The following is a 22,052-nucleotide window of genomic DNA, read 5'->3' on the forward strand; positions in this document are numbered from 1 at the left end:
TCCGCAGATATACGGGCGGATGCGGTGAACCTTTTTGGGCCGATCAGCGACAGAGCAGGCAGGAGCCAGGCGGCTCGACCGGCGATGACGGCCGCGGAGACCGATCGCGCGCTTGTCGAGCGGGTCGCGAAAGGCGACCGTGCCGCCGTGCGGCTCCTGTTCATGCGCCACCACGCGCGGGTCTACCGCTTCGTGGCACGCCAGACGGGATCGGAACAGATGGCCGACGATATCGCGAACGAGGTGTTCCTCGAACTCTGGCGGCAGGCACCGGCCTTCGAGGGGCGCTCGGAGGTCTCGACATGGCTGCTCGGCATTGCCCGCTTCAAGGCGCTGTCCCTGCTGCGCAAGAGGAAGGAAGACTGGATCGACGACCATGACGCGGCCCAGGTCGCCGACGGCGCCGACACGCCGGAAGTCGTGACGATGAAGGAAGACAAGGCCGCCGCCTTGCGACGCTTTATCGATGCCATGCCGGAAGAGCACCGCACGGTGATCGACCTTGCCTATTATCACGGGCAATCGGTGAGCGAGATCGGCGAGGTACTCGGCATCCCGGTCGCAACGGTCAAGACCAGGATGTTCTACGCCCGCAAGAAACTCGGCGAAGCCCTCAAGGCCGCCGGTTACGACAGGGGGTGGCCATGAGCGCCGCTGAAAAGATGTCACGCCGCGACGAAATGGAAATGCTGCTGCCGTTTTATCTGAACGGCTCGCTGGAGGGCACCGAGCTCGAAGCCATCGAGGAATGGCTGACGAGCGATCCGGCGGCGATGGCCGCACTAGGCGAGGCCGAGGCCGAATTCTCCGGCACCGCTGCCGCAAACGAGGCAATCCGCCCGCCGGCCGATGCGCTCAGCCGCTTTGCCAAGGCGCTCGACGCCGAGGCCGGCCCGTCCCGCGCGCCGGCGGCATCGTCCTGGCTGGCGCAAGCCTGGAGCCGCTTCATGGCGGTGCCCGCCGGCGTCGCCTGGGCCGCGGCCGCGGTGCTGCTGGCCCTGGTCGTCGCGCAATCCTTTGTGCAGACCGGCAACAGAGGTGGCGATTTCGAGATTGCCGGATCGGAGGACGATCTGGCCAAAATGCCGTTTGCACTGGTGAAGTTCAAACCGGATGCGAAGCTGTCCGATATCGTCGCTTTTCTCGACCAGAACCAGTTGAAGATCGCTGGCGGGCCGACCGCCGACGGCGTCTTCCGCGTCGGCGTCCCGGCCGAGACCGCCGCCGACTATCAGAAGCTGCTTGGCCTTATCGCCGCCCAGCCTTTCACCGAAGCTGCCCTGGAGGGAAGGAAACCGGCTGATGGCGGCTGAGGCGGTCATTCGATTGACGGCGGCGATGACAATCTTCGCCGCGTCTGCCGTTGCACAAACCAACGATCCTAACCTCACCCAGGCTGAGATCGACTGCCTGAACCGGGGAAATGCTGCCAACGCCGACTGCGCCAAGGATGGCGGCGGCGTGAAGGATGGCGGCAAAGCGCCGGCTCATGGAACGACGGGCGCGGTGTTTCTTCCGGGCTTGATTGTCGACCTGTTCCCCAATCCTGCCGTAGTCACCGAGGCGCCGATACCTCCTGGCAATACTGCAACCCCACCCGCCGTCGCGCCGGCAATACAGGCTGCGGTGCCGGGCGGTGCGGTGGTTGCGCCGACCGATCTTGTGGCAACCGAGCCGCCGCGCGCCGTGACCGGCGATTTCGTGCCCGACGAGGTGCTGGTCACCGTCAATGGCGATGCCGGCGCGGTCCAGCAGATCGCGGCCTCGTTCGGCCTCGAGATACGCTCGCAGCGGCAGTCGCGGCTGCTCGGCAACACGCTGGTGCGCTTCGGCATTCCCGATGGCCGCCCGGTCGGCGTCGTGCTGGCGCAGCTCGCCGCCGACGGCCGCACTTTGCGGCGTGAGGCCAACCATGTCTACTCGCTGCAGCAGGCGGCCAGCATCGCCAATTATGCGTTCGAGCGCATCGCGCTCGATGCCGACAAAGCCAGCGGCGAGAATGTGCGCGTCGGCGTCATCGACACCGGCATCGACGACGGCAATCCGGCGCTCTCCGGCGTCATCGCCGGGCAGTTCGATGCCATGCCCGACGTGCCGATCGAGGCGCGCGACCACGGCACTTCGGTCGATGGACTGATCGCCGGCACCGGCGCGTTCAAAGGCATGGCGCCGGGCGCCAGGATCTATCATGCCCGCGCCTTCGAGGGCGGCAAGTCGACCATGGACGTCATCCTTTCGGCGCTCGACTGGGCGGCGGAGCAGGATGTCCGCATCATCAATATGAGCTTCGTCGGCCCGAAGAACGACCTGCTCGGCATCGCCTGCCGCAATGCGCGTGCGCTTGGCATCGTGCTGGTTGCGGCCGCCGGCAATAACGGACCGAAGGCGCCCTATGGTTATCCGGCCGCCTTCGACGGCGTGATCGCGGTGACGGCCACCGATGCCAAGGACGGGCTGATGCCGCAGGCCAATCGCGGCGCCTATGTCTTCATCTCCGCTCCCGGCGTTGAGATGGTGGCGCCGAGCGGCGCCGGCTCGGACGTGGTGACCGGGACGTCCTTCGCCGCGGCGATCGTGACCGGCGCCGTCGCCAATCTGTTGCATGCCGCGCCCGACCGCTCCGCCGACTGGGTCGAGAAAGCACTTGCCGCCACGGCAAAGGATCTCGGCGCGAAGGGGCGGGACAATGACTTCGGCTACGGGCTTCTGAACACCAAGGCGGCCGAGGCGGCGAAGGAATAGCCCGCTCAGGTCGCGTTTTGCTGAGGACGTAGGAGAAAATAGAATGCGGCGATATGCGTTATCATCAGCAGCGGTACGTAGATGATCGGGATCGCGTAGGTGGCGCCCAGTTCGCCTGCGCGTGCAGGAAGGCCGATCTGAATGGCGTGGTAATAGTCGACGATGAGGTCAACCGTCCCTGCGACGTTGAAGGCGACGACCAACGGCCAGAAGAGCGGACGTATCCTCACCGTGAGCAGCGCCAGCATGGCCAGCACGCCAGTCGCGAAATCGCCGTAGGCGGCGAACACGGCGAAATCAGCGGGCAGATTGGGGCTTACGACGCCCGGAACCAGGAAGACGAGCCCGAAGAAGCGGAAGCTGTGCAGCATAGCGATAGCGCGTTGCGCTGCGACCCGGTCCATCGACCTGAGCAACGGCAAACCGTACGCGCCGAAGCAAAGCAGCCACGCGACATAGCCGAGAACAAGATGGGTTTGGAACACCATTTCCGTGGACATTTGGCCTACTCTCAATAGTTGGTTCACGCGGCTTTAAGCCCGCTACCGTAATTCGACTATCCGGTGTAATCACAACAACCCATGAAGCAGAACTACACAGTCCGACATGGTGCGCTGGAGGGCGTCGAGGCGTTCCTGGCCGTCGCCAGGCGGCGTAACTTCCGCCGGGCCGCCGCCGATCTCGGGGTGACGCCATCGGCCGTGAGCCAGGCGGTGCGCGCGCTGGAAGCTCGCCTGGGCACGGCGCTGTTCGTCCGCACGACGCGGAGCGTTGGCTTAACCGAACCTGGCCAGCGGTTCCTCGACCGTGCCGGCCCGGCATTCGAGGAGCTCGTTGCGGCCGGCGAGGCTGCTCGCGATATCGGCCAGCGGCCGACCGGTCTGCTACGTCTGTCTGTGCCTCGCGCTATCGTGCCGCTGATGTTGGAGCCGGTGCTCGCGTCGTTCTGCCAAGCCTATCCTGAGATCGAACTGGAGATCGCCGTGAGCGACCAGATGGTCGATCTCGCGACCGGTGGGTTCGATGCCGGCATCCGCCTCGGGCAACTCATCGCCGCCGACATGGTGGCGGTGCGGTTGACCCCGCCGTTCTCGTTCGTAGTCGTCGGCAGCCCTGACTATCTCGAGCGCTACGGCCGTCCCGAGCGTGTCGACGACTTGCGCCACCACGCCTGCTTACGCTTGCGTCGCTCGAATGGCGCCATCGCGCCCTGGTCGTTCATCGACGGCAACGGTGCAATCGAAGCGATCGTCTCAGGCCCGCTGATCGCGCACGACTATTCGACATTGGTCGGGGCCGCGATGCGGGGCGTCGGGCTGGCGCAGACGCCGCGACCACTCGCCGAAGGTCCGATAGCCGAAGGAAAACTCCAGTCGGTGCTGGACAGCGTCGCCACGACGACGCCGGGTGTCTTCCTTTATCATCCCGGCAAGCGCCAAGTCCTGCCGAAGCTGCGCGCCTTCATCGATCACCTCAAATCCGCGACCTGAGGCCAGGACGCACCCGCTGGTGCTGGCCAACAGCCGCCAAGAGTCGACCTCGGCCGTTCAGAGTGATTGCCTCTAGGCCGGCGCGCCGGCGACCGATCCCCTGACCACCAGGTCGACCGGCCAGACTTCGCCGTGAGCGCCCTCCTCCAGGCCGGAAATTCGCGCCGCCAGCCGTTCGGCGATGCGCGCGCCGGCGAGGCGGATCGACGAACGCGTCGTCGACAATGGCACCGAAAAATTTTCCGGCTTCAGCCAGGGAAAGACGTCGTCATGGGCGATCAGCGACAGGTCGCCCGGAATGGTCAGGCCGAGATCGCGCACCGCGCGCACCACGCCGAGCGCCATGATCAGGCTGGAGCAGGCGATTGCCGTCGGCGCGTCGCTTTGTTCCAGCAGACGCCTGGCGGCGCGGTAGCCGTTCTCCTCGGTCATGGTGAGGGAACAGACATGCTGATCTCGAAGCACCAGGCCGTTCGCCGCAAGCGCGCGGCGCACGCCGCGCTCGCGATGGATGGCGAAGGTCTCGCGATCGTCGCCGTTGATCAGCGCCAGACGCCTATGACCGAGCTGAACGAGTAGCCGCGCCGCCTCGTGGAAGGCGCCCTCATTGTCGATGTCGGTGAACGGATAGTCGAAATCGAAGCCTTCGCTGCGGCCATGGACGATGAAGGGAATGCCGAGCGTGTTGACGAGTGCCACCCGCCGGTCGGCCGGCCTCGGCGACGAGATATAGACCGCGTCGACCTGCCGGTTGGCGACAATGCGGCGGTAGGTCGTCTCCTGGTCGTCGGCATCGGCCGGTGACAGCACCAGGTCGAGCTCGTGCGAACGCGCATAGTCGCCGAGGCCGGACAGGAACTCGACGAAATGCGGGTCGATGTCGACGGTCGTTCCCGTCGGCAGCACATAGCCGATCATGCCGGTCTTGCCGGTCGCCAGCCGGCGGGCGCTCGGATTGGGGCGATAGCCGTGACGCTTGGCGGCATCGACCACCCGCCGGCGCGTTTCCTCGTTGACTTCCGGGTAGCCGTTCAATGCGCGGCTCACCGTAGTCTGCGAAAGCGCCAGCATGTGGGAGAGCTGCTTGAGGTTCACCGGAGGCCTCCAACCTCAAAGCGCTTTTAATCTGAATCGAGCTAGCCGATACGAACCGCGTTGCCGAGCGCACTGACCATACGCACGGTTCGGACCGGTTTGAAGCCGAATTTGCTGCTGCACCGCCAGAAAACTGTGCTGCAGCGCACTTTCGCCGGCACCCGGCCGCAGAAATTAAATCGATTAATCTGGCTTTCTCTTGACTCCGGACCAATTCAGTGGCGTGATCAAAATCACCAAAGCGCTTTGGAAGACTCTACGAAAGGTTGCAGTTCCTTTCCGACTGAGTCACAGTCCTGCAGCGCCGGCGGACGGAATGGAGGTTTCGTTCGGTGTTTGTCACCACTGGGAGGGAATACCGATGAAGAAAATGCTTCTGCTGGGCGCTGCGTTTGCCACGCTTGCGCTCGCCATGCCGGCGCAAGCCGAACTGAAGTTCAAGCCGGGCGAAGATCCCCGTTTCAACTGGGCGAACTACGAAGAGCTCAAGAAAGTCGACCTCAAGGGCGAGACGCTGACGATCTTCGGGCCGTGGCGCGGCGAGGACGAAGGGCTTATCCGCACCGTCCTCGATTACTTCTCCGAAGCCACCGGCGCCGAGATCAAGTACTCCTCGTCGGAGAATTACGAGCAGCAGATCGTCATCGACACGCAGGCCGGCAGCCCGCCCAACATTGCCGTGCTGCCGCAGCCGGGCCTGATCCAGGATCTGGCATCGAAGGGCCTTTTGACGCCGCTCGGCGACGATACGGCCAACTGGGTCAAGGACAATTACGGCGCCGGCCAATCCTGGGTCGACCTCGGCACCTTCAAGGACAAGGACGGCAAGCCCGGCTTCTTCGCCTTTCCGTACAAGGCCGACGTGAAGTCGCTGGTCTGGTACTCGCCGGACAATTTCGAGGAAGCCGGCTACAAGGTGCCGAAGACGCAGGAAGAGCTTGCCGAGCTCGAAAAGAAGATCATCGCCGACGGCGGCACGCCATGGTGCATCGGGCTTGGTTCGGGCGGCGCCACCGGCTGGCCGGCGACCGACTGGGTCGAAGACATCATGCTGCGTACCCAGACGCCCGAGACCTACGACAAATGGGTGAAGAACGAAATTCCGTTCAACGATCCGGCAGTGGTCAACGCCATCGACATTTTCGGCAAGATCGCCACCGACGACAAGATGGTCGAGGGCGGCGCCAAGGCGGTTGCGGCGACCGATTTCCGTGACAGCCCGAAGGGCCTCTTCTCGGTGCCGCCGAAATGTTATCTGCACCATCAGGCATCGTTCATCCCGACCTTCTTCCCGCAAGGCACCAAGATGGGCGAGGATGCCGACTTCTTCTACTTCCCGCCTTACGCTTCCAAGCCCGAGCTCGGCACTCCGGTGCTCGGCGCCGGCACGCTCGCCATGATCACCAAAGACAGCAAGAGTGCCCGCGCGTTCATCGAATTCCTGAAGCTGCCGCTCGCTCATGAGATCTGGATGGCGCAGGGCGGCTTCGTGACGCCGTTCAAGTCGGTCAACAAGGACGCCTATGCCAGCGACGCGCTGAAGAAGCAGGGCGAGATCCTGGCCAACGCCTCGACCTTCCGCTTCGACGGGTCCGACCTGATGCCGGGCAAGATCGGCGCCGGTGCGTTCTGGACCGGCATGATCGACCTGGTCGGCGGCAAGTCCGCCCAGGACGTCGCCACCGACATCCAGAAAAGCTGGGACGCGATCAAGTAAGCGGCCGGCTTGAGTTCCAAATGTGATGTGGTCCGGGCCTCAAACGGCCCGGACCTTATCCGGTGCTTGGCGTCGCGTCGATTGTCGTGAGCACAACGCATTCCGGCATGACGCGCGCCCAGTGACCTGCTTTCCGGCTGGTCGCGCTCCAGACAACTGAATCGGCGCATGATCCCGTCGCCAAAGCCATTCTCGACTGGCGGATCCGTGCGCAGGGGGAGGGACCCATGGCGGCTCAGATTTTCTCGGCGATATTCGTCATCATCATCGGCGTGGGCGGCTGCGTCGCCTATTTCTGGGGCGCCAACAAGGCACTCGACACGATCTTTCCGGCACGCGGCGTTTCCGGCAAGGCGGCGATCAACAATCTGCGCCGGCAGGGGGTGATCCGACCCTGGCTGTTCGTCGGCCCGGCGATGATCATCCTCACGATCTACCTGATCTACCCGGTAGTGGAGACGCTGAGGCTGTCGTTCCTCGATCGCGGCGGCGCCCATTTCGTCGGCTTGGCCAACTATCAATGGGCGTTCGGCGACCGCGAGTTCCGCAACTCGATCCTCAACAACATCATCTGGCTGGCGGTGGTGCCGGCCGCCTGCACCTTCCTCGGGCTGATCATCGCCGTGCTCACCGACAAGATCTGGTGGGGCACCATCGCAAAAAGCCTGATCTTCCTGCCGCTCGCCATCTCGTTCGTCGGCGCCAGCGTCATCTGGAAATTCATCTACGAATATCGCGGCGAGGGCCAGACGCAGATCGGCCTGCTCAATGCCATCATCCAGTATTTCGGCGGCCAGCCGCAGGTCTGGATCTCGCTGCCGTTCTGGAACAACTTCTTCCTGATGGTCATCCTGATCTGGATCCAGACCGGCTTTGCCATGGTCATCCTGTCGTCGGCCTTGCGCGGCATTCCGGAAGAGACGCTGGAAGCCGCCGTCATCGACGGCGCCAACCCTTTCCAGATCTTCTGGAAGATCATGGTGCCGCAGATCTGGGGCACCATCGCCGTCGTCTGGACCACCATCACCATCCTGGTGCTGAAGGTTTTCGACATCGTGCTGACCATGACCAACGGCCAGTGGAACAGCCAGGTGCTGGCCAATCTGATGTTCGACTGGATGTTCCGCGGCGGCGGCGATTTTGGCCGCGGCGCCACCATCGCCATCATCATCATGATAGCGGTCATTCCGATCATGGTCTGGAACATCCGCCAGGCAAACAAAGAGACGGAAGGGCATTGAGATGGCCGTGGCGACCGGAAAGTCCTTTGTCAGCCGTTTCGGCGTCCATATCGCCGTCTTCATCTTCGTTGCGATCTGGACGATCCCGACGCTCGGCATTCTGGTCTCGTCGCTGCGCGACAAGGACCAGATCATCGCTTCGGGCTGGTGGAACTCGTTCACCAGTTCCAGCCAGACGGAGGCCGGACGGCTGCCGCCCGCCTCGGCGCAAGTCGAGAAGGACGGCAAGTTCATCCTGCAAGGCAATATTTTCGGCGACGGTCCGGCCCGCAACATCAGCGCCTTCGGCGTCAAGTCGGCAGCGCCGACGCAATATCCCGCCGGCACGACAGCCGATCTCGGCGACGGCGTGACCCTGCAGCTCAATGCCGACGGCAGTTTCGTCATGACCTCGCCGAAGGCTTTCGAAGGCGAGCGCGGCCAGCGCGTCTATTACGCCTCGTCGGCGCCGCCGAAATTCACCACCGACAATTACGACACGGTGCTGTTTTCGGAGGGCATCGGCCGCTCCTTCATGAACTCGCTGACCGTCACCATTCCGGCGACCGTCATCCCGATCCTGATCGCCGCGTTCGCCGCTTACGCGCTGGCCTGGATGCGCTTTCCCGGCCGGGCGCTGCTCATCGCCGTCATCATCGGCCTCCTGGTCGTGCCGCTGCAGATGTCGCTGATCCCGCTATTGAAGCTCTATAACGGCGTCGGCAGCTTCTTCGGCGTGCCGTCGAAGACCTATCTCGGCATCTGGCTGGCGCATACCGGCTTCGGCCTGCCTTTCGCCATCTATCTGTTGAGGAGCTATATCGCCGGCCTGCCACGCGAGATCATGGAGTCGGCACGCATCGACGGGGCCAGCGATTTCGAGATCTTCGTCAAGATCGTGCTGCCATTGTCGTTCCCGGTGCTGGCCTCGTTCGCCATCTTCCAGTTTCTCTGGGTGTGGAACGATCTGCTGGTGGCGATGGTTTTCCTCGGTACCGAGGGCGACCAGATCGTACTGACCGCCAAGCTCAATGCATTGCTCGGCTCGCGCGGCGGTGACTGGGAGATCCTGACGACATCGGCCTTCGTCACCATCATCGTGCCGCTGATCGTGTTCTTCTCGCTGCAGCGCTATTTCGTCCGCGGGCTGCTTGCCGGCTCGGTGAAAGGAGGTTGAGATCATGCAATCCGCTTTGAAGGCGACCCCGAAGCCCGATCTCGCTATCGATCGCGACTGGTGGCGAGGTGCCGTGATCTACCAGATCTACCCGCGCAGCTACCAGGATTCGAACGGCGACGGCATCGGCGACCTCAGGGGCATTATCGGCCGGCTGCCCTATATCGCCTCGCTCGGCGTCGACGCCATCTGGATCTCGCCGTTCTTCAAATCGCCGATGAAGGACTTTGGCTACGACGTGTCGGATTATTGCGAAGTCGATCCGATGTTCGGCACGCTGGCCGACTTCGACGCGCTGACCGCAGAGGTGCACCGGCTTGGCCTCAAGGTGATGATCGACGAGGTGCTCTCGCACACCGCCGACATCCATCCGTGGTTCAAGGAAAGCCGGTCGAGCCGCAGCAATCCAAAAGCCGACTGGTATGTCTGGGCAGATGCCAAGCCGGACGGCACGCCGCCCAACAACTGGCTGTCGATCTTCGGCGGCTCGGCCTGGCAGTGGGACACCAGCCGCCAGCAATATTACCTGCATAATTTCCTGGCCGAGCAGCCCGACCTCAATTTCCACAGCCGCGCGGTCCAGGACGCGCTGCTCGACGTCACCCGCTTCTGGCTGGAGCGCGGCGTCGACGGCTTCCGCCTCGATACCATCAATTTCTATTTCCACAGCCAAGGCCTGGAAGACAATCCGCCGCTGCCGCCCGAGCAGCGCAACGACCAGACGGCGCCGGCCGTCAACCCCTACAACTACCAGGACCATCTCTACGACAAGAGCCGGCCTGAAAACCTCGGCTTCCTCGAACGCTTCCGCGCCTTGCTCGACGAATACCCGGCGACGGCCGCGGTTGGCGAGGTCGGCGATTCGCAGCGTGGGCTGGAAGTGGTGGCGGCCTATACGGCCGGCGGCAAGCGCGTGCATATGTGTTACTCCTTCGACTTCCTGGCGCCGGAGAAGATCAGCGCGGCAAAGGTACGCTCGGTGCTGGAAACCTTCGGCAAGGTGGCCAGCGACGGCTGGTCGTGCTGGGCCTTCTCCAACCATGACGTGATGCGCCCTGCCTCGCGCTGGGCAGCCGGCGAGCCCGACCCGACCGCCTACCTCAAGGTCATCTCGGCGCTGCTGATGTCGTTGCGCGGCTCGGTCTGCATCTATCAGGGCGAGGAGCTCGGGCTCAGCGAGGCCGAGCTCAGCTTCGAGGATCTGCAGGACCCATACGGCATCCGCTTCTGGCCGGAATTCAAGGGCCGCGACGGCTGTCGCACACCGATGGTTTGGGACGGCGCTGCCCGCAATGGCGGCTTCTCGACGGCAAAGCCCTGGCTGCCGGTGCCCAGCAAGCACCTTGCGCAAGCCGTCAATGTGCAGCAAGGCGACGACGGCTCGCTGCTCGAGCACTACCGGCGCTTCCTGGCTTTCCGCCGCGCCCATCCGGCACTGGCCAAGGGTGATATCGAGTTCATCGAAAGCGAGGGCGACACCGTCGCCTTCACCCGCCGTGAAGGCAACGAGCAGATCGTCTGCGCCTTCAATCTCGGAGCAAAGCCGGCCAAAGTCGATCTTGGCGGCCGCTCATTGCAGCCCTTGCCGGGACACGGGTTTTCGGGACAGACTGGCGCCGGCACGATCCGCCTCGGCGGCTACGGCGCCTGGTTCGGGCGTATCGACTGAATTCAAGGAAGAACTGGAGGGTACCATGGCCGATGTCACGCTAAGGCAAGTGAGGAAATCATATGGCAATCTCAACATTCTGCACGGCGTCGACCTCGACATAAAGTCGGGCGAATTCATCGTCTTCGTCGGTCCCTCGGGTTGCGGCAAGTCGACCTTGCTGCGCTGCATCGCCGGGCTGGAGGAGATCACCTCGGGCGAGCTCAAGATCGACGGCGAGATCGTCAACGACGTGCCGCCGTCAAAGCGCGGCATCGCCATGGTGTTCCAGTCCTATGCGCTTTATCCGCACATGACCGTCTACGACAACATGGCGTTCTCGATGAAGATCGGCAAGGAAAGCAAGGCCGAGATCGACAAGCGGGTGCGCCAGGCGGCCGAGATCCTGCAGCTGACCAAATATCTCGACCGCCTGCCCAAGGCGATGTCGGGCGGCCAGCGCCAGCGCGTCGCCATCGGTCGCGCCATCGTGCGCAATCCCAAGGTTTTTCTGTTCGACGAGCCGCTATCCAACCTCGACGCGGCGTTGCGCGTCGCCACCCGCATTGAAATCGCCAAGCTCAAGGAGTCGATGCCGGCCACAACGATGATCTACGTCACCCACGACCAGGTCGAGGCGATGACGCTGGCCGACCGCATCGTGGTGCTGAAGGAAGGCCATATCGAACAGGTCGGCACGCCGATGGAGCTCTACAAGCGGCCCGGCAATCTGTTCGTCGCCCAGTTCATCGGCTCGCCGGCGATGAACATCCTGCCGGCGACGATCGACAAGACCGGCAACCCGACGGTCGTCAGCCATGTCGGCGGCCGCAAGGCGACGGTGCCGATCACAACGCCTGCCTCGGCGAAAGGCGCTGCGGTGAGCTTCGGGGTGCGGCCGGAGGATCTGATGATTGCCACCGGCGCCGACTATTTGTTCGAAGGGACGGTCGACTATGTCGAGCAGCTCGGCGAGGTCCAACTCGTCTATGTCGACATCGGCCGCGCCGACCTGCCGCTGGTGACCAAGCTGCCGGGCAATGTCGAGGTCAAGCGCGGAGCGACGCTGCGGCTGACGGCGGACGCCGGCGACCTGCATATTTTCGACGCGGACGGGCGCTCTTTCGCGCTCCATGACCCACAACCAACGGGGGCTTCACCCCGGCGTCCTGCCCCCATCCATGACACAAGCGCGGGGGGCTTGGCCCGCCGCTCTTGTCTGAAATTCCAGTTCGGCCGTTAGTGCGGTTCATCGTTTCACGGAACGCCGAACCGCTCTATCTCTTTGTTTTGACGCAATTCCCAAGGGAAAGCGCTACGCGCTTTTCCCGGGAAAACCGTTTCACACTTTTCCTGGAATCGCTCTAGTTGTTGCCGAAGAGGTTGCGGTCGGCGCCCTGAGGCGCGGACTTGGGCACATCGCCAGACGAATTCAGCAGCTTGTAGATCGGCGAGTTGCTGTCACGTACCGAATACGTCTGCGTGTTGTCGACGTTGACGGTCGACTGCTTGTTGATGTCGGTCCCGCCAACATTGTCGTTGCGGGCATAAGCGCTGCCGGCGGCAATCAAGAGCGCGGCGGCAGTAAGAACAATCTTTTTCATTTTGGGTCTCCTGGATTTTCGAAATCAAGCGGCGGGCATGCCGCCGCCTTGATGGTGGGATCGGCTGTTAGTTGTTGCCGAAGAGGTTACGGTCGGCGCCCTGGACAACCGGCTGCTTTTCAGCCTGGTCCGACGTCTTGACGGAAGCCGTGTAGGAGCTATCGACCGAGACAGCAGGCGGGTTGGCTCCGTTGGAACCAAAGTTGTCGCTGCCGGCGAAGGCGCTGCCGGTGATGGCCAAAACGGCGGCGGCAGCAAGAACGATCTTTTTCATCTTAATACTCCTGAATTTTTCAGATCCCCGGACGGCGGATATGCCCGCCGCCCTGATGCTGGGATCGGCTGTTAGTTGTTGCCGAAGAGGTTACGGTCGGCGCCCTGGACAGCCTGCTGGTCAGCATGAGCCGGCTTCTGAATGGAAGCCGTATACGAGCTGTCGACCGCAGCGGCAGGCTGGTTCGCACCCTTGGAACCAAAGTTGTCGCTGCCAGCGAAGGCGCTGCCGGTGATGGCCAAAACGGCGACGGCGGCAAGAGCGATCTTTTTCATTTTTTAGTACTCCAGTATCTTAGTTTTCCGTCCGTCTAGCGGCGTGCCTTGGGAGGAATTCGCGTCGTTCGGACAGCCCCGATGTGGGAAAGCCAATGGCCAGTTTCCAATCACGAAGTTTTTTGGTGTGGACCAAGAATCTACACCTTGAAATTGTGCCAGAGATTCCCTTCGCCACATTTTTATCATTTAATGTCAAGCAGATAGCCTATCGCCTCGGTCTGACTGCAAGGCGACTTGGGAGGCAGCGTTCACAGCGTCCTGCACGCATTGTCAACAGAAACGAACCGTTCGGTTCGATTTTTTAAACCGATAAAAGTCGCAGCCGAGGTTCTTTGTCGAATCGTTAACCATTTCGGCCGAATGCGGCGTCGGCGTTGCGGCTGCTTTTGGCCTGCCTTATGCCGCCCAACGAAGGCAGCAACCGGGCAAGCAGAACCGGGTCAGACCCCGTAACGTTCGGTGCGGATGAGTGCCGCAGGCACCCCGGCATCGATCAGTGCCTCGGCGGCGGCCGTCACGAATGCGTTCGAGCCGCAGACAAAGGCGAGCTTCGGCGGCGCCGGCAGCCTGGTCATGGCTTGCACCATCATCGCGGCGTCGACCCGCCGCGCATAATCCGCCGGACGGCGGGCCGGCTCGCGCGTCAGCGTCAGCACCAGGTCGAAGCCATCCCTGCGCTCGGCGAGGTCGATCAGTTCGTCGCGAAAGATCACCTCGTCCCAGACCCGCGCCGAAAACACCAGGGCGGCGGCGACCAGCGATCCCCGCATCGCCCGGTGACGGAGCATCGACATCAGCGGCACCACGCCCGACCCGCCGCCGACGAGCAGGAGCGGGCCGCCATCGCCGTCGGACCAGACGAAATGGCCGCCGAGCGGCCCGCGCAATTCGACCTCGTCGCCCACCGCCGCTATCTCGTGAAAGAACGGCGAGACCTCGCCGTCCTCGAGTTTTTCAATCGCCAGCTCGATGGTCTCGCCGGTCTCCGGCGCCGAGGCGATGGAGTAGGAGCGGCGCGCCTGATAGCCGTCCGGCGCCGTCAGCCTGACATCGACATGCTGTCCGGCACGATAGACGAAGGGCCGCGACGGCTGCAGGAAAAAGCTGGTGACGCGCGGCGTGCGCTTTTGGATGCGGGTGATGGTGACCGTCTGCCAGGGCGACTGCGCCGCCGGTGCGTCGCTCATGGATCGTTCGTGTAGCGCTGCTCGCGCCACGGATCGCCATAGATGTGATAGCCTCGCAACTCCCAGAAACCCGGCTCGTCACGCTCTGTGAACTGCAGCCCGTTCAGCCATTTGGCCGATTTCCAGAAATAGAGATGCGGAACGAGCAGCCGGGCCGGGCCGCCATGGTCGGGAGTGATCGGCTTGCCCTCGTAAAGCAGTGCCACCATCGCCTTGCCGCCGGTGAGATCCTTCGTCGGCACGTTGGTGGAATAGCCGTCGAAACCCAACGCCAGCGTGAAGGCGGTGGGCGGCTCGATGCCGGCGTCGGCAAGGATGTCGTCGACGAGCACGCCCTGCCACGCCGTGTCGAACTTGGTCCATGCGGTGACGCAATGGATGTCGCGCGTCATCTTGGTCAAGGGCAGCGCGTTGAACTCGGCCCAGTTCCACTTCTTGATCGGCCGCGGCCCGTGCTTAAGCGTGAACGACCAATCCTCGGTGCGGACATGCGGCGTCGGGCCGGCCGACAGGACCGGGAAACCTGCTCGAGATATTGCCCCGGCGGGATACGTGCATCCGTATCCGTCGGCGGCTTTCGTCCGGAAGAGAAGCCTCGGGTAACCATCGAGAATATCCGTTTGCGCAAGGTCCAATCGAGCTTTGTCAGTTTTCTCGAAGACGCGAGCGCGGGCAACCGAAATCTTGGCTCCGGCCTGGCGGCAATGCTCTACATTGATCTTGGCAGCGCGGCGCCCGCTTCAGCCGCTGGCGAAGGGGACGGCGACGAACATCTGGGCGTCGCCGCGCTCGACAAGCAGCAGCACCGATTTCTTGCCGGATTTGGCAGCCTGCACAATCGCCTGATTTGCCTGCCTGGCGCTCCTCACCGGAGTCTGGTCGACGCCGACGATGATGTCGCCGGGCTGGATGCCGGAAGCCGACGCCGCCTTGTTCGGGTCGACGCGCTCGACCAGTGCGCCGTGCTGGTTTTCCGGCAGGTTCATTGCCTGGCGCACATCAGGAGTGACGTCCATCAGGCCGAGACCGAGCGCCGGTGCGCGAAGGCCCTGCCCCGTCGACGGCTGACCTGAATCGCCGGTCACCGATCCCGTCGCCGTGTCGTCTTCGTTGCGCCCGATCTCGACGGAGATCTGCAGGCTTTTCCCCTTGCGCCAGACATTGAGGGCTTCCCTCGTGCCAGGCGCAACGTCAGCGACGGCGCGCGACAGATCCCTCGGATCCTTTATGTCCTGGCCGGCGAAGCTGGTAATGACATCGCCGGTCTCGATGCCGGCCTTGGCGGCCGGCGATCCGTCGCTGACCTGCGCGACCAGCACGCCGGTAGGGTGATCGAGGCCGATGGCGCTCGCCACATCAGGCGTCACCGGCTGAATCTGGACGCCGAGATAGCCGTACTGGATGGAGCCGCCCTTCATCAGCTTGGCGACGACCTTTTGCGCCTGGTCCGAGGGGATGGCGAAGCCGACGCCGACGCTGCCGCCATTCGGCGAAAAGATCGCGGTGTTGATGCCGACGACATCGCCGTACACATCCGTCAGCGGGCCGCCGGAATTGCCCCGGTTGATCGGTGCGTCGATCTGGATGAAGTCGTCAAACGGGCCGCTGTGCAGATCGCGGCCGCGCGCCGAGACAATGCCGGCGGTGACCGTGGTGCCAAGGCCGAAAGGATTGCCGAAGGCGAGCACCTGGTCGCCCGGCATGAGCTTGTCCGAATCGCCCCATTTGACGGTCGGCAAGGCCTTGCCGGCGTTGACCTTGAGCACGGCAAGGTCGTTCTTCGTGTCATGGCCGATCAATTTGGCGGGAAGCTCGGTGCCGTCGTCGAGCATCACCTTGACCGACTGGGCGCCGTCGACGACGTGATTGTTGGTGACGATCATGCCGTCGGCACCGACGATGAAGCCTGAGCCGAGGGCCTCGGTGCGCGGCGCCTGTTCCGGCGGTGTCTTGGGGGCGGGCAGTCCCTGGTCACCGAAGAAACGGCGGAAATAGTCGTCGAAAGGCGAGTTGCCACCGAACTCGTTGCCACCGAATGGGGAGGCCTCGCTCGTGGTGTCCGACTGCGCCGATTTCATGAGGGTGGTGATCGTCACCACTGCCGGTTTGTCGGCCGCCACGACCGGAGCGAACGAGCCGCGGGGCGCCGTCATGCCGGTGACAGGTGGGGTCACTGTTGCCGCCAGGACATCATTCAGCCTGGGAGCGAAGGACAGGGCGAAGGGGCTGACGATCAGCGCGGCGCCCAGCAGAGCGGCGACGCGATGTCTGCGAAGGGTCTGGATTGGTGACATGGCCGTTGTCCGGGCGAGAGATTGGTCTTGCGCCGCGACGTTCCGTCACCGGAACAATTCATCGGCGCGTCGGTCGTCGGCCTTGCCTGTCTCGCCTGTCACGGCAGCCGACCGGATCGACAGCCCCGCATCTAGGGCGCCGATTATGGTTTCCAGATAATATTACGAAGATTTAATTTCCAGCCGGCAACCGCCTCGCGGCGTTGCCGCCGAAACCCGAAAATACAAAACCCGCCTCGGGAGGGGCGGGTCGGTTGGGGCGAATCAGCACCATACCGATATTAGTAGCATAGCTGCCGGCACAAAGCAAGAACAAAATAGCTGCCCAAGACAAATCGCCTCAGATTTGCGCCGCCTCAGCCGAGGCCTCCTATTCGCCTTTCCGGTCGGTCCGGCTGAGATAGGTGGTGGCGATCTCGCGCATCCGCCTGCCATCGAAGCTCGGTCCATGGCCGCCATGGCCGATCCGGATCGGCAGCTCGAGCAGGCGCTGCATCGTGCGGCGATAGGCGGCACGATCCGAATCCGGCAGGTCGTCGATCAGCATGGCGTCGTAGATGGCGTCGCCGGCGAAGAACAGGCCGTCAGCCTCGTCGAACAGCGCGATCGAATCCGGAGAGTGGCCGGGCAGATGCAGGACGCGGAATTGGCGGTCGCCGAGGTCGATCCTATCGCCCTCGTCCAGGGTCCGGGCCAGAGGCGCCGGCTGAATCCTGTAATCGGCCGCCTTCCAGCCCTTTGCCGGCAGCCTGGAGACGGCGCCTTCCAGATCATGGAACATGTAGGCGTAGGTCACCGCTTCATCCATGCTGTCGAACTGTGCGGCGCTGTGGCGCGGCCCTGCCCGCAGCGGAAACTCGTGCAGCGAGCCGACATGATCGAGATGGATATGCGTGGCGACGACGAGCAGCGGCTTGCCGGACGGCGTGTCGATCTGCGGCGCCAGCGGGCAGATCCCCATGCCGGTGTCGACCAGCAGGTCGACATCGCGGCCGCGCAGATGCCAGATGTTGGCGCGCACGAATTCGTGCACGAAGGGCTCGGTCAGCACCGTCGTATTGGCGTTGACGATGGTTTTGCTGAACCAGCTGTCCATCAGATCAAGGCCGGCATCAGACGAACGGCTTGCCGACCTTGTACTTTTGCGGGACCAGCCGCTTCAGATAGGCCATCCCCGCATCGGACAGCCGGTTGACATCCGGCAGCATGAAATCATCCGGCATATGGCGCGTCTTGCCGGCGACGTTCTTCAGCGGCACCTTCTTCAGCACGGTTTTCTTGCCGTCATATTGCAGCGCCACCGAACCGCCGCCCTCGTCGGCCACCGTGACCGCGAAGGCACCGGCATCGAAGGCCTCCTGCGCGTCCACCGCGCTGATGGCGCCGACATAGCCGCGCGGCATATAGCCGAGCGCATCGACGCGCGCCCGCTTGCCCGGCAGTCCTTCGGCGAGCGCGCGCTCCAAGGCTGCCGGCAGGTCGCTGCCCGACAGCTTGACGTTGCCGTGCTGGTCGCGCTCCAGCCTTTCCGGCGGCACCAGGCTTTCGACCAGCGCTTTGCCGTCGGCGGTGCTGACGCCTTCGGAGACGGCAACGATGCAGCGCTTGTGGCGATCGAGCGTTGCACGAACGTCGTCGATGAAGCCCGCCGCGGAGAACGGCCGCTCCGGCACGTAGACGAGATGCGGGCCGCTGTCCTGATCGAGCTGCCAGGCCGCGGACGCGGCCGTCAGGAAACCGGCATGCCGCCCCATGACAATGCCGACATAGATGCCCGGCAGAGCGCGGAAATCGAGATCGACCGAAAGGAATGCTCCCGCGACGAACTCGGCCGCCGACATGAAGCCGGGCGTGTGGTCGTTCTCCTCGAGATCGTTGTCGATGGTTTTCGGCGCATGCACGAAGGCGATCTTGCCGCCGGCAGCGTCGGTGAGGATCTGCTGCGTGCCCGAGGTGTCGTTGCCGCCGATATAGATGAAGGCATCGGCGCCGGCTTTCTTCAAGCCGTTGAGGATGAGGTCGCAATAGGCGGCATCCGGCTTGTCGCGCGTCGAACCAAGCGCGGCGCTCGGTGTCGCCGCGATCAATCGCAGGCGGTCCTCGGGGATGGCCGAAAGATCGACGTAATTGCCGTCGCGGATGCCGCGCACGCCGTGGATGGAACCAAGCACCTTGGCGCCGAGATGCCGCTTGCGGATTTCGAGCGCGGCGCCAACCACCGTCTGGTTGATGACGGCGGTAGGGCCGCCGCCTTGCGCGATGACAAAAGTTCCGGCCATTGTTCACGTCTCCCGGGCGATGAAATCGCAGGCACATTCGCCTGTCTTGCGGCATCGCGCAACGGCAGAGTGATCGCTGAAGGCGAAGCCGCCGTTCAGACGACGACGACCGGGTTTTTCTTGGAGACGCGGCTGTAGAGGTCGATGATGTCCTGGTTGATCAGGCGCACGCAGCCCGACGACATCGCCTGGCCGATGCTCCACCATTCGGGCGAGCCGTGGATGCGATAGCCGGTGTCGCTGCCGTTCTGATAGATGTAGAGGGCACGCGCGCCGAGCGGATTGTCGAGGCCGCCCGGCTGTCCGCTTTGCCATTTCACCAGTTCCGGCCTGCGGGCGATCATCTCGGGCGGCGGGGTCCAGACCGGCCATTCCTTGCCGTACTGGATGTTGGCGCGGCCGGACCAGCGGAATCCGTCCTTGCCGATGCCGACGCCGTAACGGATCGCCTCGCCGCCGGGCTGCACCAGATAGAGCAGCCGTTCCTGCGAGTGAACGACGATGGTGCCGGGTTGCTCGCCGGTCGGATCGACGACGATCTGGCGGCGGAACTCCGGCTTGACCTTGAGGTAGGGCACTTCCGGCACATTGAAGCCACCGTCGGTGAGCGAAGCGTACATCACGTCGGGGCTGGTAATGTTCTTGTCGACGCTGATACTCGGACGGATGGGCCGGATCGAGCCGGTGGTGACGTCGTCGAGCTGGAGCGACGGCAGATCCAGCGTCTGGCTGCAGCCGGCGACGCCGAGCAGCGCCAGCGCACCGGCGCCGGACAGCACCGTGCGACGGGAAAGCTGTATTTCGGTTTCGATTGCGTCGCCATTGTGCGGCAGCGACAGACCGTGCGGCAACTCACGCATTTACCCAAACCCTACGCTGTCGGCGGGAAACACGCTCCGGCCGTATAGCAGGCATTTTCGCCAATCATGGTTGAAAAAGCGTGAAGGCCGGCCGCCTGGCATTAACGAGAGGCTTTTTCGACTTTGCCTCTTTACATCTGCGCGAGGCCAAGGATTTATCCTCTTCTTTGAGCTCAAGGAGAAGAAAATGTCCTTCGAAAACTGGGCCGCCTTTGCCGCCGCCTCGGCAGTCCTTCTGGTCATTCCGGGCCCGACCATCATGCTGGTGGTTTCATATGCGCTCGGCCAGGGCTGGCGCACCGCGCTGCCGATGGCAGTCGGCGTGGCGCTCGGCGACTTCACCGCGATGACACTGTCGATGCTGGGTATCGGCGCGCTGCTGGCGGCGTCCGCCACCGTATTCACCGTGCTGAAGGTGATCGGCGCCGGTTATCTGATCTATCTCGGCATCAAGCTGTTTCGCGCCGGCGGTGCGCTCCGGGCCGAACCGCGCACCGATGCAGTGTCATCGGCGAAAATGACGGCGCACGCCTGGCTGGTTACCGCGCTCAATCCGAAAAGCATCACCTTCTTCGTCGCCTTCCTGCCGCAGTTCCTCGACCGGCATGCGGATTTCTGGACACAGATGCTGATCTTCGAGACGACCTTCCTGGCGCTCGCCTTCGCCAATGCCTTCGGTTATGCGCTGATCGCCGCAAGGGCGCGCAACGTGGTGCGCAACCCAAAGGCGATCCGCATCTTCAACCGCACCGGCGGCACGCTGCTGGTCGGCGCCGGCATCGCGACAGTGGCGATGCGCTCGGGCAACTGAGGACGGACCATGGCGGTGAGCGATGCATTCGGCCTGACACTGTCTGGCGCGACGGAGGCCGGGCTCTCGTCCTACAGCCGGGCTGTTCGCGAATTGCAGTGCTTCATCGGCGATCCGGTCGGTTCCGTTGACCGGGCAATCGCCGAAGATCCCGGCTTCGTCATGGCGCATGTGTTCAAGGGTTATCTCTTTGGCCTCGCCACAGAGCGTGAGGCGACGGCGGTGGCCAAGGCATGTCACGAGGCGGCGCTGCCGCTTGCCGCGACAACACGCGAGCAGGCGCATGTCGCCGCCCTTGGCCACCTTGCGGAGGGACGCTGGCACGAGGCCGCCCGCGTGCTGGAGGATATCGCCATCGAGTTTCCGCTCGATGCGCTGGCGCTGCAGACCGGCCACCAGATCGACTTCTTCACCGGCAATGCGCGCATGCTGCGCGACCGCATCGGTCGCGCGCTGCCGTCCTGGCAGAGCGACATGCCGGGCTATCACGCCATACTCGGCATGCAGGCCTTTGGCCTGGAGGAAATGGGCGATTACGCGCGCGCCGAAAAACTTGGCCGCACGGCGGTCGATCTCGAGCCGCGCGACGGCTGGGCCCAGCATGCGGTGGCCCATGTCATGGAGATGCAGAGCCGGCAAAAGGACGGCATTCTGTGGATGCGCGCCAATCCCGAAGCGTGGACGCGGGAAAGTTTTCTGCAGGTGCACAATTGGTGGCACCTGGCGCTGTTCCACTACGATCTCGGCGAAATCGACGAGGTGCTGGCGCTCTATGACGGGCCGATCTATGGCGAGCGCTCGACGCTGGCGCTCAACATGGTCGATGCCTCGGCGATCCTGTGGCGGCTGCATCTCGGTGGCGTCGATGTCGGCGAGCGCTGGGCGACGCTCGCCGCCAACTGGTTGCCCATGGCCAGCGCCGGCCACTATGCCTTCAACGACGCCCACGCGATGATGGCGTTTGTCGGTGCCGGCCTCGAAGCGCCGGCCCGCAACTTGCTCGAGGCGCAGCGCGAGGCGATGCGCGGCAAGGACGACAACGCCGGTTTCACCAGGGATGTCGGCCATCCCCTGACGCTCGCCATCAAGGCATTCGGCGAGGGCAATTATGCCGGGACGATACGCCTGATCCGGCCGATCCGGGCAATCGCCCATCGCTTCGGCGGCAGCCACGCACAACGCGACGTCATCGACCTGACACTGATCGAAGCGGCATTGCGTTCCGGTGATGGCGCGATGGCGAGGGCGCTTGCGGCGGAACGCGCGCTGGCACGGCCGGACAGCCCGTTGTCGGCACTGTTTTCACGGCGTGCAACCGCTCTCGCGGCGAATTGACCACGGCCACATCTTGCCTTAAAAACTGCCCCGACCAGATT

Annotated in this window: 20 protein-coding genes and 2 pseudogenes; 11 read left to right on the forward strand and 11 right to left on the reverse strand. The window is 63.7% G+C overall.

Going from position 1 to position 22,052, the window contains the following annotated elements; genetic code table 11:
• Window positions 1-84: 84 nt before the first annotated feature.
• From NKH90_RS08465 to NKH90_RS08475, 3 genes are read left to right on the forward strand one after another with little or no spacing between them, the layout of a single operon-like run.
• Entirely contained in the window at window positions 85-648 is a 564-nt protein-coding gene (locus NKH90_RS08465) for a sigma-70 family RNA polymerase sigma factor (RefSeq protein WP_352818714.1), read from the forward strand.
• Window positions 645-1,313 (forward strand): anti-sigma factor, encoded by a 669-nt coding sequence (locus NKH90_RS08470; RefSeq protein WP_352469844.1) that lies wholly within the window; start codon window positions 645-647, stop codon window positions 1,311-1,313. Before NKH90_RS08465 ends, NKH90_RS08470 begins: the two co-directional genes overlap by 4 nt.
• Window positions 1,303-2,742 (forward strand): S8 family serine peptidase, encoded by a 1,440-nt coding sequence (locus NKH90_RS08475; protein WP_352818718.1) that lies wholly within the window; start codon window positions 1,303-1,305, stop codon window positions 2,740-2,742. Before NKH90_RS08470 ends, NKH90_RS08475 begins: the two co-directional genes overlap by 11 nt.
• A 5-nt stretch (window positions 2,743-2,747) precedes the next feature.
• On the opposite strand, the gene NKH90_RS08480 is transcribed toward NKH90_RS08475, so the two are convergent.
• On the reverse strand, window positions 2,748-3,242 hold the full coding sequence (locus NKH90_RS08480; protein ID WP_352818721.1) for a DUF8737 domain-containing protein: 495 nt from the start codon (window positions 3,240-3,242) through the stop codon (window positions 2,748-2,750).
• Between the two features lie 81 nt (window positions 3,243-3,323).
• Here NKH90_RS08480 and NKH90_RS08485 point away from each other — a divergent pair, with 81 nt between their 5' ends.
• Window positions 3,324-4,232, forward strand: a complete 909-nt coding sequence (locus tag NKH90_RS08485; RefSeq protein ID WP_352818724.1) for a LysR family transcriptional regulator — start codon at window positions 3,324-3,326, stop codon at window positions 4,230-4,232.
• A gap of 72 nt (window positions 4,233-4,304) precedes the next feature.
• Here NKH90_RS08485 and NKH90_RS08490 read toward each other — a convergent pair whose 3' ends face one another.
• The gene (locus tag NKH90_RS08490; protein WP_352818727.1) at window positions 4,305-5,327 is read right to left on the reverse strand and encodes a substrate-binding domain-containing protein; all 1,023 of its coding nucleotides are present in this window, start codon (window positions 5,325-5,327) and stop codon (window positions 4,305-4,307) included.
• A 361-nt stretch (window positions 5,328-5,688) separates the two neighbouring features.
• Here NKH90_RS08490 and NKH90_RS08495 point away from each other — a divergent pair, with 361 nt between their 5' ends.
• The 5 genes and pseudogenes from NKH90_RS08495 to NKH90_RS08515 form a co-directional block, all read left to right on the forward strand.
• Window positions 5,689-7,044: an ABC transporter substrate-binding protein gene (locus NKH90_RS08495; protein WP_352681550.1), complete on the forward strand. Its 1,356-nt coding sequence runs from the start codon at window positions 5,689-5,691 to the stop codon at window positions 7,042-7,044.
• Between the two features lie 227 nt (window positions 7,045-7,271).
• Window positions 7,272-8,285, forward strand: coding sequence for a carbohydrate ABC transporter permease (locus NKH90_RS08500; RefSeq protein WP_352540346.1), 1,014 nt, complete (start codon window positions 7,272-7,274; stop codon window positions 8,283-8,285).
• Between the two features lies 1 nt (window position 8,286).
• Window positions 8,287-9,441 (forward strand): carbohydrate ABC transporter permease, encoded by a 1,155-nt coding sequence (locus NKH90_RS08505; protein ID WP_352767362.1) that lies wholly within the window; start codon window positions 8,287-8,289, stop codon window positions 9,439-9,441.
• Window positions 9,442-9,445: 4 nt separating this feature from the next.
• The gene (gene bglA, locus NKH90_RS08510) at window positions 9,446-11,110 is read left to right on the forward strand and encodes a beta-galactosidase BglA (RefSeq protein ID WP_352818732.1); all 1,665 of its coding nucleotides are present in this window, start codon (window positions 9,446-9,448) and stop codon (window positions 11,108-11,110) included.
• Window positions 11,111-11,135: 25 nt separating this feature from the next.
• A pseudogene (locus NKH90_RS08515) lies at window positions 11,136-12,245 on the forward strand (ABC transporter ATP-binding protein); the annotation flags it as partial.
• A 208-nt stretch (window positions 12,246-12,453) separates the two neighbouring features.
• Here the strand turns inward: NKH90_RS08515 and NKH90_RS08520 are convergent.
• From NKH90_RS08520 to NKH90_RS08560, 9 genes and pseudogenes are all read right to left on the reverse strand, one after another.
• The gene (locus NKH90_RS08520; protein WP_023680225.1) at window positions 12,454-12,693 is read right to left on the reverse strand and encodes a DUF680 domain-containing protein; all 240 of its coding nucleotides are present in this window, start codon (window positions 12,691-12,693) and stop codon (window positions 12,454-12,456) included.
• A gap of 67 nt (window positions 12,694-12,760) precedes the next feature.
• Window positions 12,761-12,967, reverse strand: coding sequence for a DUF680 domain-containing protein (locus NKH90_RS08525; protein ID WP_352743858.1), 207 nt, complete (start codon window positions 12,965-12,967; stop codon window positions 12,761-12,763).
• 71 nt (window positions 12,968-13,038) lie between these two features.
• Entirely contained in the window at window positions 13,039-13,242 is a 204-nt protein-coding gene (locus NKH90_RS08530) for a DUF680 domain-containing protein (protein ID WP_352472527.1), read from the reverse strand.
• Between the two features lie 443 nt (window positions 13,243-13,685).
• The gene (locus tag NKH90_RS08535) at window positions 13,686-14,432 is read right to left on the reverse strand and encodes an FAD-binding oxidoreductase (RefSeq protein ID WP_352818738.1); all 747 of its coding nucleotides are present in this window, start codon (window positions 14,430-14,432) and stop codon (window positions 13,686-13,688) included.
• Window positions 14,429-15,039 (reverse strand): annotated as a pseudogene (locus NKH90_RS08540) (molybdopterin-dependent oxidoreductase). The gene NKH90_RS08535 and the pseudogene NKH90_RS08540 overlap by 4 nt, the downstream one beginning before the upstream one ends.
• A 133-nt stretch (window positions 15,040-15,172) precedes the next feature.
• Window positions 15,173-16,726, reverse strand: coding sequence for a DegQ family serine endoprotease (locus tag NKH90_RS08545; RefSeq protein ID WP_352818741.1), 1,554 nt, complete (start codon window positions 16,724-16,726; stop codon window positions 15,173-15,175).
• A gap of 370 nt (window positions 16,727-17,096) precedes the next feature.
• Window positions 17,097-17,822 carry an MBL fold metallo-hydrolase gene (locus NKH90_RS08550; protein WP_352818744.1) on the reverse strand — a complete coding sequence of 242 codons (726 nt, stop codon included), beginning with the start codon at window positions 17,820-17,822 and terminating at the stop codon, window positions 17,097-17,099.
• Window positions 17,823-17,838: 16 nt separating this feature from the next.
• The gene (locus tag NKH90_RS08555) at window positions 17,839-19,005 is read right to left on the reverse strand and encodes a diphosphate--fructose-6-phosphate 1-phosphotransferase (protein ID WP_352818747.1); all 1,167 of its coding nucleotides are present in this window, start codon (window positions 19,003-19,005) and stop codon (window positions 17,839-17,841) included.
• A gap of 95 nt (window positions 19,006-19,100) precedes the next feature.
• Entirely contained in the window at window positions 19,101-19,865 is a 765-nt protein-coding gene (locus NKH90_RS08560; protein ID WP_352743868.1) for a L,D-transpeptidase, read from the reverse strand.
• Window positions 19,866-20,052: 187 nt separating this feature from the next.
• Here NKH90_RS08560 and NKH90_RS08565 point away from each other — a divergent pair, with 187 nt between their 5' ends.
• Together NKH90_RS08565 and NKH90_RS08570 are read left to right on the forward strand one after the other, a co-directional pair.
• On the forward strand, window positions 20,053-20,676 hold the full coding sequence (locus NKH90_RS08565; protein WP_352818749.1) for a LysE family translocator: 624 nt from the start codon (window positions 20,053-20,055) through the stop codon (window positions 20,674-20,676).
• A gap of 9 nt (window positions 20,677-20,685) precedes the next feature.
• A complete protein-coding gene (locus NKH90_RS08570) occupies window positions 20,686-22,011 on the forward strand; it encodes a tetratricopeptide repeat protein (RefSeq protein WP_352818752.1) in 1,326 nt (441 codons plus the stop codon).
• Window positions 22,012-22,052: the final 41 nt, after the last annotated feature.

This window comes from Mesorhizobium sp. M0898, assembly GCF_040319695.1.
Classification (GTDB): domain Bacteria; phylum Pseudomonadota; class Alphaproteobacteria; order Rhizobiales; family Rhizobiaceae; genus Mesorhizobium.